Raw genomic sequence first — 12,863 nt, 5'->3', positions numbered from 1 at the left:
GAGTTATTATGAATAAATATCGTAATTACGGATTTGGTCTTATCGAAGTTCTTGTTGCGTTAGCAATTATGGCTGTTGGCCTTTTGGCGGTAGCGTCATTTCAAACCTCACTTATTGGTGGTAGTGCTGAAAATAAAGCTAAAGCGGAAGCCATGGCGATTGCCCAACAACGCCTCGAACAAATGCGTAATATCAGTAATGATGCATTTACTGCGGCTGAATTTGAAACCTTATATACGGCAACTAATGGTTACAGTAATGACACAAAAGTAGCAGGTTCTAACACCTCTTTTTTACGTCAAGAAAACATCACCGATAACGCTAAAGCCAAAGAAATTTCGATTATGGTCAGTTGGGAAACCAGTGACGGTGTGTCGGAATCGGTCGAATTAGTCACAAGCCTCGGTTATGAGTCACCGGTTATTAGTGGTGAAATAGATAATAGTGACGATGATGAGTTTTATGTGCGTTCTGCAACCGGTCGAGCTGAGCTAGGTGAAGGTCAGGTTACCGATGATGATCGACGTCGTATGGTTATGAACGATGATTTAACCGGCTTGGTTAACCGCGAAGACGGTGATTTACGTTTAACATCCGGTGATGACATTGTATTAACGCTAAAAGATGCCTGTCAGATTGATGATGAAGTCATCGACTACGATGTTGGCGAGTGTACTGGCTTTGTTGAAATTTCTGGGCATGTTTATATTGATACGGCAACACAAAATCAATTATCTATCGGTGAAGTTTACGTCAAAGCCTCTGATGCCGCGTTTTGTCAACGTTATTACGTTGATGATACCGGTAAAACTGTGCAGGTAACGGCGGACAGCACAACAGCTTTAACCACGGATAATGGTGATTACAGTTACTATCAGTATACCTGTTATCTAGGAGGTGGTTGGCACGGCAATATTGGTATCATTCTTGGAAGCGGTATAAGCCAATCTGACAAGGTTTGTGTTGGTGATCCGACATCAGCAGATGCATTCGAACGACCGCAAATCGCAACCCGTCGTGTATATCGTGGTATGGCGTTTGAGATTGACGACACTAAGACCACTCAAGATGTAAACGGTGATGACGTATATTCACCTATTGTCGATGATAATGGTGATACCATTTATTATTCGGTGGGCGTAAAAGATGCCTTGGTTCTGCCAAATCCAGATGCAGAGCCTGCTGAAGCACCGCATGACTTTGTTGTTAATAAGATGCAACCAGGTGATAGTGATGGTGAGTTGTGTGTCAATGACGGTATCATGGTGCGTACAGATGCTAACGTCGATGGTATTACTGGCGGCTTATTTATTGGTAACCCAGACGATTTTTACTGTTTAAATAATATGGGCTCGGCTTATATTGATGACACCAAACTCGAAGCATTTGGTTATTCAGTAAATAATAACTGCCCGTTTGATCCAAGTGATCCTCCATCACAGAAACATCAGATTACTGGTAGTATTAAAATTGGTGTAGTTGGTGATGATGTCCCGCCATTTACGGTTAATACCTCTGATGGGCCACTAAATTGTACTGCCGATGCACCGGTATTTGCTGGCTTTATTGAAAGTATATTTAACATCTATACCATAGATTATCGTTGTGATGTTTACGATTGGGCGGAAGCAAGCGATTTAGAAAATGGTTGGTCGGGTTATATTCAGGTAAACCCTGATTTATCGCAGATGACCTGTTCCGATTTAAGACAATATCATGATGTGATCAAAGCCGATCACACCGCGACAGAGCAATTTGTTTGTAAAATGGGCCAAGTATTTAACGTTGTTGGTGACATTACACAAGGCTCTGGTGGTAAGTCTTTAGCAGATGTTACGATTAGCGACGCTAACGGTGTTTGCTTAATTAATGCCGAGCAAACCGGCTTTGAATGTTCGTCTGATACTATCGATGACGGTGATACCTGGACAGGTAGCATTTATTTTCAAAGTGACAGTAATTTGGATGTCTGTTTGTCAGTGAATGATGTTGAACTGGTCGGTAAATATACGAAAGTCGATGGTGTGCCGTTAAGTCATATAGAATTTACCGCGGTGTCGCCGGGTACGTTTAGCGTAAGCGCGACATTGCAAAACATTAAAAATGGCGACAGCTGTCCTTAGGAGTTAATAATGAGAGCTAAAGGTTTTACATTAATTGAATTAATGATTGTTGTTGCCATTGTCGGCATTATTGCCGGCATTGCTTACCCGTCTTTTGCTGATTCGATGATGAAGTCACGGCGTGCTGATGCGAAGACCGCTATGTATGAAATTGCAATTCAACAAAAGAAACTTCGTGGTAATTGCGCAACTTATGGTTCGAGTTTTGGCTCTGCGAATAACTGTGCGGCTAAAACGGTGAGAGGCAGTGCGACAACCGACAATGGTTATTATCAATTGTCATTGGGCAGTGTAAGTGGCAACGCATATGTTATTACTGCAACGGCTCAAGGAGTGCAAGCCAAAGATACCGGCTGTACCTCAATGACGTTAACATTTAGTGCCTCTAATCCAAAAGGGTTAAAAGCGCCAAGCGCTTGTTGGTAACGCACAGCAATCGATAGTTAGATTTTTGTAAAAGTAAAAGGCCAGAATTCATTTCTGGCCTTTTTTGTTACCGATGAAAACAGTGGGTTATTTATGCTTAAATATGCTTAAACCACGTTCTGAGCTATGCTGATGAGCTTTATGGATGCGCTTTATGGATTAGTAACCAGCTGGACAGATGAATACGTTTAAGAGACACGTAGCTGCCATTATTCGATAATGACTAAACTATCATAGTCATTCGCATTAAAAGCTTACTAAGCTGCTATCAAAGAGTCTTATGGTATTAGATTCAATGTAGGTGATTAATCTTCGTCTATAGGCCAAGTAAAGCTGACTTTAGCGCCATTTAAGGTGTTTGATTGGGTGAATTGGATATCGCCTTGATACCAAGCGGCAATCATCTTAACAATCGAAAGACCTAGGCCATAACCATCGACTTTTGGGTTGCCTTGATAAAACGGTTTATCAAGCTGTTGGGTTTGTTCAAAGCCGCCGCCATCGTCGCTGACACTGATGGTAAATTGATCGTTGACCTGGCTAAAGCGTATCTCAACTTGTTCATTGGCGTGTTTTAAGGCATTGGTGATCAAGTTTTGCATTAAACGTTTAAAGGTTTTGGTTTCGACCGGTGCAGTGACATTATTGTCCATGTCGATAACGATATTAATGCGTGATGCTTTTTGTAATTTATTGACTAAATCTTCGATTGGAGCATAAACATTTTGCTTAACTAAAACAATGTCTTTCGAGTCGAATTCCAGCTTGGTAATTTGCAAAAATTCTTCAGTGAGATCTTCAATTTCTTGCAAGTCTTCTTCAATAGACAGCAATTCATCAAGGCTAGGCTCGTGCTTTAAGCTGGCTATCGAAAACCCAGTACGAGCCAGAGGGGTACGTATTTCATGACCGACCATACGTGATAGATTTTTTTGCAAATCGATTAATTGCTCAATGCGTTCAGCCATTTGATTGATGGTATTGGCAGCAGGGTAGGCAATTGAGGTAGGCTTTAAATGCAAGTGTTGCCATTTGGCGTTTTTGGAGAACTCCATAACTGAGGTCGATAATTTACGTAAATCGACAAAAGCAGGTCGAAACCAGAATAAGATAATTAAACCACAGCCAGCATAAAATAATGTAGTCACTAACTGGTGACTGTCTTGGCCCAGATCGTCGTCAACAATCGGCCCTAAAATTAATACCGCGTTATTGTGGAGCTTATAGTAATAGGCGTTATCTTGTTCGTCATCAACACGAATGATTTCACCGCCTTTTAACGGCTCAAGCATATCCGCTGGCAATGAAATGGTGTTTAACGGCACCATGGTAAAGATATCGCCTTTACGTTCAATAGACGAGTGATAAAAATCATCGACGGATATCACCGTCTCACTTGGTTCAATGGACTCCCATACTAATTGGAGACTTAGCGCTAAAATAATTAGCGACGCCACCAAAAATAGCGTGAGACGCAGAAACTGCTTGTTCATTTATTTGTTAATCTTCCTGATTAGTAAGCACGTAACCTTTACCCCATAAGGTATTAATTTGGTAAGGGTTACCGTTTATGGTGTTAAACTTTTTACGCAGTTTGCTGACATAGACATCAACACTTCGATCAAAACCATCATATTCACGATTCATGACGATCTTGCTGATCACATCCCTGGTCACTTTATAATTAAAATTGCGGGCAAATAAGTAGAGGATTTTAAACTCTTGTTGCGTGAGGTTAAGTAGGGTATCAGCCACTTTAACTTGCTGTGTTGCTGGAGTTAAGTGCAGCTCAGGTAGGGTAATCGGTGTCTCATCGTCACTTTGCGTTGATGAAGGTGATTCATCTTTTGCTTTGAACAGTTTTAATTTGCGAATTGCGGTTCGAACACGAGCTAACAATACATCCGGCACAAAAGGTTTGACGATAAAATCATCTGCGCCCATTTCTAAGCCTTCAATTTGACAATCTGAGTCAGTAAAGGCTGTGATAAAGATAAACGCACCATCGAACTTGTCGCGCCATTGGTTGCATATATCAAAGCCAGACATGTCAGGTAAATCGATATCACACAATATCACATCGAAGGCATTAACTTTTGCGTCAACACCCAACAAAGAGCCGCCATTAAGCCATTCAACTTCGTAATCATGTTGCTCTAAAAATCGCTTTATCTTTAGACCAAGTTTGTGATCATCTTCTATGAGAAGTATTTTTTGTAGTTCATATTCTTGCATTATAACAATCGCCAAGGAAGTTTGCGGCGTTTCGCCGATGTTTTACCTAAGTATAATAGACTGAATTTAAAGGTCGAAAGCTCGGTTAAGGTGGTCATTTCTACCAATTTAAAATTCAATGTTTCTGCCGTCTCTACCGGGTAAACAAATGAACCTTGTTTACTATTTTGTTGACAGTGGACGATGTTATTATTTTTAAGAATGCAGATGTTTTGTGCGTCGGGTAATTGCCATTGCAGAGTGAGTTCGGTGTTACAACTCTCTCCTTTATTTTTAACAATGCATTTGTTTGGCATAACGCTAAACACAGTCTCATCTGCCTGAGCAAGGCTCGGCATAGACATTAACAAAGCTAATAAGGCAAGTACCTTGACGCTGTATTTCATAGTATTACAGGGTTTACCAATTCGTTAACCAACTTATTCCAATGAAACCGCTCTGTAATTCCTTTTTATCGGTCGCTTGTGAGCTAATGATTTTGCTCGACAAACGTTCATACTTGAAGTTCGCCACCAAATATAAACCATCCGATAGCTCATAGGCGGCATCAATTCGAGAATAATAATTGATATTGTCACCATCTAATGGCGAACCGTAGTAATACTCTAATACTTGATCCGATTTGTAGAGTGCGCCAACTTCTGCGGATAATTTAAAATCCGTGCCTTTATTAAACAGCACTCGCTGCCAAGACACTTCCGCTTCTTCGCCATGGTGTACATTGGAAATATCGGAAAACACACCAAAGGTGATGATGTTTTTATCGTAATAATGCTTAACTTCAACACCACCTAAATAGCTTAAGTGGGCATCAGTCGAAGGGTGGTTAAATGGCGGTAGCATTGGGTCAACAAAGCTGACAAAATCGTCATCCATGTGATAATACAAGCCATCAAAGTTATGTCTTGTCACCAGATCAACGATGGTGGTGGAAGTCTCATCGGCGTCGATGTAAAGGTTTAAACCCATCTTGGTATTTTCTATAAAAAACAGATCTTTATAGTAAAAAGTCCAAGTGGGAAGAAAATAAAACTCAACATCTTCTTTGAAATTTAACGGCGATTCAAAGTGATACTTACCAGCGGAAAATTTGATCGCGAAAAATGTATCATCCACGTCTTGTGATGACTCTTCGATTGGTTGTTGTTTTTGTTGCTCTGCAAATGCTGGTAATGCCATAACAGAGCAAAAAGCACTAATTAGTGCCGCTTTTATGATACGGGCTGTCATATGATTGTTTAACTGTCTTCATCCCAAATGGAAATCATCAATATGCATATACTAGGTAAGCAAAAACCTGCTCACCATGGCCTATTGATATCGAACTATTTCACTTTAATAGTTTGCTATTAACATCGCTGTAAAAAAGTGTTAACAATCATCGTTTTTACGCGCTGTAAACTGCCCGCATGCTAGCAAAGGTGGATAACAAATGCGACACAAAGTTACATATGGGTTACAGTATAGCGCTTACTAGTTATTTGTTTTCAAGGGATAAATTAGCTGGTTGATCCAACAGTTTGACCTTGTATTCACCTTTCTCAAGCCATTGCTCTAAATCTTCGCTCGAAAGCGGTCGGCTGATGTAATACCCCTGCACCGTTTCACATTTTTTGTCTCGTAACCAGTCTAGCGTTAGTTTATCTTCAACGCCTTCAGCAACAACTTTTAAACCAAGCTGATGTGATAATTGAATCGTCGACTCAACAATCAGTTGATCTTGTGGTTGGTGAATTAGATGCTCAATAAAGGCGCGGTCTATCTTCAACTCTTGTACTGGTAAGTTTTTCAACTGTGCTAAAGACGAGTAACCGGTGCCGTAATCATCGATTGATAAATTAATGCCATGGGTGCGCAACATAATGATGTTATCAACCGCTTTTGAACTGTGATCAACAAAGGCATCTTCGGTGATTTCAAAACTCAACGCATCTGTCAACGAGCCGTCATTCGCTAAGGTATCGATTAAGTATTGACAGAACTCATCGTCGAGCAAGTTCTCTGGGGAAATGTTTATGGCAATATTTAATGCTAGGCCTTTGCTGCGCCAGTATATGTGTTGCTCAATGGCTTCGTTAAGGACCCACTTACTTAACGCCGTCATTTGCCCGGTCTGATCGGCAATATGAATGAAACTGTCTGGTGTAATAAGACCGTTAACTGGGTGGTTCCAGCGTAATAAAGCTTCGACTTCTTCGATATTATTGGTCGCCAGATTTAATTTCGGCTGAAAGAATAATAAAAATTCATCATTCTCTATGGCACCGCGTAAGCGATTGACTAGCTGTAATCTATCAAGTGTATTTAAGTCTATTTGACGGTCATAGATTTGATATTTTAAGTTCTTACGTTTGGCGATTTGCATCGCTGAGTCGGCTTCTTTTAATACCTGATTTGCCTGTGACCAACCATCACTGATGGTAATACCGATATTAACCTGCAAATGAATAGAGATATTTTGATAAATAAAGCTTGGCTCGATAACACGGTTGATATGACTTACCGTGGATTTGATGTCTTTTTCGGTTTGATGGTCAAAACGAATTAAAAAGCCATTACCAGATACGTGGAACAAAGGTTTTTCCAGTTTGCCAAGGCGATGGGCAATTTCAAGAATGACTTCATCGCCGACATCGTGACCTAAGGTATCGTTGATTTCTGATATGCGGCGTACGTTTATTTGGCATAGCAGGTAAGGCTCCTTTATATCATGCATTTCACGATAAAATTGACTGCGGTTTGGCAGTCCTGACAGTAAGTCACTAAATGCTTGGCGAGTAATTTCGTTTTCACGTTCTTCAATTGCTTGTTGCATCACGCTAAATTGCGCAGCCAATTGATTTAACTCATCGGTACTGCCAATACGCGCCGTCGAATTATAGTTACCTTGGGCAATTTGTTTGGCTAAATCGACAAACGAGCGCACTGGGCGTGAGACGCCATTAGCGATAAAATACGCGCCAAATAAAGAGGCTGCTAACGTTAACGCGATTAGTAGGAAGATATTAAAGCCGTCTTGTTTTATTGCCGCAACAAGATTTGAACGAGATTGAAAGAAGGTCGCATTAACGGCGACGTTATTAATATCACCCAAGTGCAAATGTTTACCAATCAAAGAACCTTCTTGCATCGCCTGCAGTGGTGAATCACCTTCAATAATAAACTTGTCCTGACGCATCGCATCATTTCGCGCAATCCACTGCCAGTTTTCTTGTTCTTGCAACGCAAAGCCAACGTAAAAACTGCTTAAACCTGCCAGCTCATTTGCCAGTGCTTTATTGATTTCATACCCCAATGCAATGTGACCGACGATTTCAAACTTTTCTAATACGGGGGCAATCACCATTTGGTAAATTTGTTTGTTGTTAGCGTAATACACTTCAACAGGGTGATCTTTGAGCCAATCAGTTTGGCTAAATATCTCGTTTATTTTATTACCATTTTCAACACGCTTTATTTCTTTGTTGCTGTCTTTTACTTGCAAATGTCCAATGATCACCGCGTCGACATCGATAGCTAGGGCAATATCGGCATCAATGCGCTTTCTGTGGTTATTTAAAGGCAAAGACAGATTTCGATGTGCGCTCGTAAATTGCTCAACCAAGGCTCTGTCGGTTGCTGATATTTCAGTAAAGGCAGATAAGTAATAGCTGCGACTTTGTAGTTTTTCTTTTAATAAATGTTCTGCGTTAGATAATACGCTTGCTAACTGATGTTCGGCACGTTGTTTATTAGAATAATAAGACGTGACAAAGGAAACGGTTTGTACTGCGATCAGTAAAAGAATGAAAAGACCAAAGATGCGACTGCGCAAACTGGAAAACAAAGGAGCCATAGATTTTTCCCTATTACTGTGACGATCCATTTTATGCCACAGTATTTATTGTTGTTATATAGGTGTTGCTATCTTGTTAAGATGACAAAAATCACCTTGAAAAGCAAGCAAATAACCCGCGCTTAGACGCCTTTGTTTAGCTGCAAATCGATAAATACCGCTATGTACATGTTAGATAAATGCTGCTGCTTAATTTATATGCAAATGTGCAATCTTGCAGTACAGGTTTCTGTAAGCCCATAATTCGGGCACTAAGGTGAAATTTCTATTAGAAGATCACAAATCGAAACGCTAATTGCCTCGTTTTAAATCAAAAAAAGTGGAGTTTTTAATAAAACCAACTAGGATTTTTATTATTAACACAACAACTTATCAACAAAGGTCGTGACCAAGCCATAATCGACTTTTAATGATTACCGATACCAAGATAAACCCTAGGTATCACAAACTCTGTGTAGTAATTGACGTCAAATTAACGCTAAGGAACAATGATGAAAAATACAATTGCAACGCTGCTAATCGCTTTATTGATAAGCGGTTGTGCCGCAACCTGGGACAACATGTCTGAAGAGACTATTGGCGAATGGAAAGCAAATGGTGTCGATGTAGAAACGGCAAACTATTTAACTGAAAACCGTGTAACACCTGAACAATATGCTGAATGGAAAGCGGTAAAAATTACCGACCCAGAAATGATTATTGAGTGGTCTGAAGCTAAGTTTAGTGCATCAGAAGCACGTGCTTGGATGGATGGCGGTTTTGAACTCGATGACGCCATTGATAATCGCTCTGAAGGTTTAAGCCCTACGGCTGAAAAGCAATAACGGTTGTTATCTCGCTCTATTGTCATTGAGCGTATCGATACAAAAAAAGACGCCCTTAGGCGTCTTTTTTATGTGGAGTTGGTGGAGCGGGGGAGATTTGAACTCCCGTCCGAAAAACCTACATCCTCGGTACTACATGCTTAGTCGCTCATTTATTTAACCAGTCAGACGCCAAGCGACAAGCTTCGTTCTGGTGAGTCTGATACTGTTTCGCGGTTCACCGTCAGACGCAGTTCCCTCGCTAGCCAATTTTTCATGACCATCGCATCTCAAGCCAATAGGCGAAGCTTCGAGAGGATGGCTAGCATTATGCTGCTAGTGCGAACGTTTCGTCGTTTGCAACTATAGTTTTGCGGCTTTTTACCAGGCCAACCGCCCCTGGGCATGCACCTTGGGTTTCGTGAATCCCGTCGAATCCTAGATCCGCCCCAAAGTGAAACGCTAAACGCGCTTTACATTGTATATTGTACTGTTAATTATGGTTGAAAACAACGCGGTTAAATAGCGAACAGTAATTGTTGATAAACTAGGCTTGATTATCATAAAGCGGTAAAGCACTTTAAATATTACATTAATTCGTTATACTGGTTGTACCAGTGATGAGTGATAATAACAAATAGAGGCGATAATGGCTCTTCCTAAAATATTGGATGTATATGAAAAGTGGACCAAATTTGCATTTGGTAACCGACTTTTTTCGTGGTTTTTTGCGCGTTGGGCACCTTACTTTAAGACCATAAAACCTTTGGTTAAAGAGTTAAGAAAAGGTTACTGTGAAGTGCTTATACCTAAGCGTAAAGCAGTGGAAAACCACATTGGTACTGTGCATGCGATTGCAATTTGTAACGGCATGGAAATGGCTATGGGAGCGGTCAGTGAAGCGAGTATTCCTGATAACCTACGTTGGATCCCGAAATCAATGACGGTCGATTATACCGCCAAGGCCGGTACCGACATTCGTTGTATTGCCAATATCGAAAACAAAGAGTGGCAAGTGGGGGATTTTGGTATCCCGGTTGAAGCATTTGATGACAACGATGTGTTGGTGGCGAAAGCGGTAATAACCGTATGGGTTAGTGAGAAAAAGCCTAAAATATCCTAACGAGCCAAAACAAGTCTGATGTTCGATTAATAAAAAAGCCTGCATGCGCAGGCTTTTTTATGTGTTATTGATTTTTGTGCTTCATGATTCGGCCTTGATCAACCTTCCATTCTCGGTCTTTGATGTCAGCTCGCTTGTCATGTGATTTTTTACCTTTACCTAAGCAAAATTCCAGCTTAACCCAATTGCGCTTCCAGTACATCGCGGTCGCAATGAGAGAGAATCCTTGACGGTCTACTGCGCCTATTAAGCGATCAAGTTCTCGACGATTTAACAATAGCTTTCGATCTCGTCTTGGATCACAAACCACGTGGCTAGATGCCGACAATAAAGGTTGGATTTCAGCGCCAAGTAAATACGCTTCGCGATTTTTAATGAAAACGTAACAGTCTGATATATTTACTTTTCCATCCCGAATAGATTTGATTTCCCAGCCTTGAAGTTCCATGCCGGCTTCAAATTTATCGGATAGATTGTATTCATGCCTCGCCTTTTTATTTAAAGCGATGGTATTACTTGCTTGTTTGTTTGATTTTTTCTTTGCCATAACGGCGACTATTATACGGATAAAGGCGATTAATGGTACTGATTAAAACATTTTTTGCGAAATTTTCCAGATGTGATTTCGCTAATCCTTTGATATCATGTCGAATGTAACATAGGAGAAGAAATGCCAGCGATTAATCGTAGTGCACTGGTTATGCGTAGTGCCGCTGATATGTATAAGTTAATAAATGATGTTTGCAAGTATCCAGAGTTTTTACCTGGTTGTACTGATGCCAAAATTGTCAGCCATAATGAAGACTCAATGACCGCCTCATTGAAGGTCTCCAAAGGTGGGGTACAAAAGTGGTTTACCACCGAAAACACCTTGCAAGAAAATCAAAAAGTCAGCATGCATTTAAAAGATGGCCCCTTTAAATATTTAACAGGGCATTGGTTGCTAACACCATTAAGTGACGATGCTTGTAAAATCGAATTGAAACTTGACTATGAATTTTCCAGTAAGCTCATCGAGATGGCATTTGGCCGAATATTCGATAGCTTAACCAATTCTATGGTGAGTGCGTTTACTCAAAGAGCGAAACAGGTTTACTGATGATCGAACAAATTTCAATAGAGCTGGTTTATGCTCTGCCGACCGAACAAACATTGATTTCACTATTGATTGATGAAAACTCAACCGTAGAGCAGGCGATTATGGAATCGGGTATATGTCAGCAATTTCCAGAGATTGATTTGACCGTCAATAAAGTTGGCATTTGGAACAAAGCGGTTAAGCTGCAGCAAACCGTGCATGATGGTGATCGTATTGAGATATATAGACCGCTTATCGCCGATCCAAAAGAAGTGCGTAAACGACGAGCGGAAAAGGCCAAACAAGAAGGTCGCGCCGACAAAGTAACGGGTGGACGAGTCAACCCGTTACGTGGCGCTGCGAGTAAAGAATAGATTACCCGAGTTAGATTACCAAAGTTAGACTACCAGAGAATGAAACGTGCCATGCGTGATGCTCGGCATTCTTCATCGCTATAACCTGGTTCGTCATTATCAAAAACGTTTTCAATCATCGCAAAGTAATACTGCATTTTGTCTTGCATTTGCATCGCTAGAGCAAACACGTTATTTGCCGATTTTGCTTTGGATTTATGTAATAGTACTGGTTCATTGCTTCGTGCTTGTACTAATTGAACCAATGGTTTGTTTATCAAGGATGCATAGGCACCGAGATCATCGCGTGAAATCGAAATAGGCGTGATCGTGGCACGCATTTCCTTGTTAAACAGAAATTTATCCCCGGACACAGCATATGACTTCAAGCTTAGTAAGCTGAAAAAAGTGATTAACGACCACAGTAGAGTTAGCTTTACTGATTTCACTGTTCTTCCTCCCTCTTTACGTACCATATCAAATTTGCGTCTTTATTAACCTATGTTAACTGATTGTTAAATGCCAGTGCAAGGCGGTAAACAACCGGTTTTACAAGATAAGTGACCATAAAATACTCAATTCGCTTTCAGTTGCCTGTCAAAAAATAATAAACCAGCCTATTTAACCATGTTTATATTGTGACTACTCTGTAGGCATTGTAAATATTGGTTTTGGCCTTTTAAAGTGATTTTCAGAAAGACAAAAATCATAGGTAAATGAATAACTAATCAACAATAACCCTACTTTTATAGTGGCAAAGATAGGAATTGCGTCAGCTTTTTTTACGTAACGGCTTATAAAATGTAGTTTTCTATACTGACCGCTTGTTAAGTTGCTGAATAATTTGGGTAAATCAATATTGGCAAGGTGTTTGCAGTTATCTGTTC

General features: G+C 40.4%; 13 protein-coding genes and 1 other RNA gene. 6 read left to right on the top strand and 8 right to left on the bottom strand.

Annotation, left to right across the window (positions count from 1 at the left end):
* Window positions 1–8: 8 nt before the first annotated feature.
* A complete protein-coding gene (locus E2K93_RS03030) occupies window positions 9–2,123 on the top strand; it encodes a prepilin-type N-terminal cleavage/methylation domain-containing protein (protein ID WP_135437671.1) in 2,115 nt (704 codons plus the stop codon).
* Between the two features lie 9 nt (window positions 2,124–2,132).
* Window positions 2,133–2,549: a type IV pilin protein gene (locus E2K93_RS03025; protein ID WP_135437670.1), complete on the top strand. Its 417-nt coding sequence runs from the start codon at window positions 2,133–2,135 to the stop codon at window positions 2,547–2,549.
* Window positions 2,550–2,854: 305 nt separating this feature from the next.
* Here E2K93_RS03025 and E2K93_RS03020 read toward each other — a convergent pair whose 3' ends face one another.
* The 5 genes from E2K93_RS03020 to E2K93_RS03000 all read right to left on the bottom strand — a co-directional run bounded on the left by E2K93_RS03020 (window position 2,855) and on the right by E2K93_RS03000 (window position 8,619).
* Window positions 2,855–4,042, bottom strand: coding sequence for an ATP-binding protein (locus tag E2K93_RS03020; protein ID WP_135437669.1), 1,188 nt, complete (start codon window positions 4,040–4,042; stop codon window positions 2,855–2,857).
* 7 nt (window positions 4,043–4,049) lie between these two features.
* Window positions 4,050–4,784, bottom strand: a complete 735-nt coding sequence (locus tag E2K93_RS03015; RefSeq protein WP_135437668.1) for a response regulator transcription factor — start codon at window positions 4,782–4,784, stop codon at window positions 4,050–4,052.
* Window positions 4,784–5,170 (bottom strand): DUF3019 domain-containing protein, encoded by a 387-nt coding sequence (locus E2K93_RS03010; RefSeq protein ID WP_135437667.1) that lies wholly within the window; start codon window positions 5,168–5,170, stop codon window positions 4,784–4,786. Before E2K93_RS03010 ends, E2K93_RS03015 begins: the two co-directional genes overlap by 1 nt.
* 13 nt (window positions 5,171–5,183) lie before the next feature.
* Complete coding sequence (locus tag E2K93_RS03005) at window positions 5,184–6,014, bottom strand: MipA/OmpV family protein (RefSeq protein ID WP_135437666.1); 831 nt, start codon at window positions 6,012–6,014, stop codon at window positions 5,184–5,186.
* A gap of 247 nt (window positions 6,015–6,261) precedes the next feature.
* Window positions 6,262–8,619, bottom strand: a complete 2,358-nt coding sequence (locus tag E2K93_RS03000; protein WP_189637839.1) for a putative bifunctional diguanylate cyclase/phosphodiesterase — start codon at window positions 8,617–8,619, stop codon at window positions 6,262–6,264.
* 491 nt (window positions 8,620–9,110) lie between these two features.
* Here E2K93_RS03000 and E2K93_RS02995 point away from each other — a divergent pair, with 491 nt between their 5' ends.
* Window positions 9,111–9,443, top strand: coding sequence for a hypothetical protein (locus tag E2K93_RS02995; protein WP_135437664.1), 333 nt, complete (start codon window positions 9,111–9,113; stop codon window positions 9,441–9,443).
* Window positions 9,444–9,522: 79 nt separating this feature from the next.
* Here the strand turns inward: E2K93_RS02995 and ssrA are convergent.
* Window positions 9,523–9,873: a transfer-messenger RNA gene (gene ssrA, locus E2K93_RS02990) on the bottom strand.
* A gap of 198 nt (window positions 9,874–10,071) precedes the next feature.
* Here ssrA and E2K93_RS02985 point away from each other — a divergent pair.
* Window positions 10,072–10,545, top strand: coding sequence for a hotdog fold domain-containing protein (locus E2K93_RS02985; RefSeq protein ID WP_135437663.1), 474 nt, complete (start codon window positions 10,072–10,074; stop codon window positions 10,543–10,545).
* Between the two features lie 64 nt (window positions 10,546–10,609).
* On the opposite strand, the gene smpB is transcribed toward E2K93_RS02985, so the two are convergent.
* The gene (gene smpB, locus E2K93_RS02980) at window positions 10,610–11,092 is read right to left on the bottom strand and encodes an SsrA-binding protein SmpB (protein ID WP_135437662.1); all 483 of its coding nucleotides are present in this window, start codon (window positions 11,090–11,092) and stop codon (window positions 10,610–10,612) included.
* Between the two features lie 123 nt (window positions 11,093–11,215).
* Between smpB and E2K93_RS02975 the strand changes: the two genes are divergently transcribed.
* Together E2K93_RS02975 and E2K93_RS02970 are read left to right on the top strand one after the other, a co-directional pair.
* Window positions 11,216–11,644 carry a type II toxin-antitoxin system RatA family toxin gene (locus E2K93_RS02975; RefSeq protein ID WP_135437661.1) on the top strand — a complete coding sequence of 143 codons (429 nt, stop codon included), beginning with the start codon at window positions 11,216–11,218 and terminating at the stop codon, window positions 11,642–11,644.
* The gene (locus tag E2K93_RS02970; protein WP_135437660.1) at window positions 11,644–11,997 is read left to right on the top strand and encodes an RnfH family protein; all 354 of its coding nucleotides are present in this window, start codon (window positions 11,644–11,646) and stop codon (window positions 11,995–11,997) included. Before E2K93_RS02975 ends, E2K93_RS02970 begins: the two co-directional genes overlap by 1 nt.
* Before the next feature lie 29 nt (window positions 11,998–12,026).
* Here E2K93_RS02970 and E2K93_RS02965 read toward each other — a convergent pair whose 3' ends face one another.
* Complete coding sequence (locus E2K93_RS02965) at window positions 12,027–12,317, bottom strand: hypothetical protein (RefSeq protein WP_135437659.1); 291 nt, start codon at window positions 12,315–12,317, stop codon at window positions 12,027–12,029.
* Between the last annotated feature and the right edge of the window lie 546 nt (window positions 12,318–12,863).

Source organism: Thalassotalea sp. HSM 43, assembly GCF_004752005.1.
Classification (GTDB): Bacteria; Pseudomonadota; Gammaproteobacteria; order Enterobacterales; family Alteromonadaceae; genus Thalassotalea_A.
This window is presented reverse-complemented; position numbering and strand designations above follow the sequence as displayed.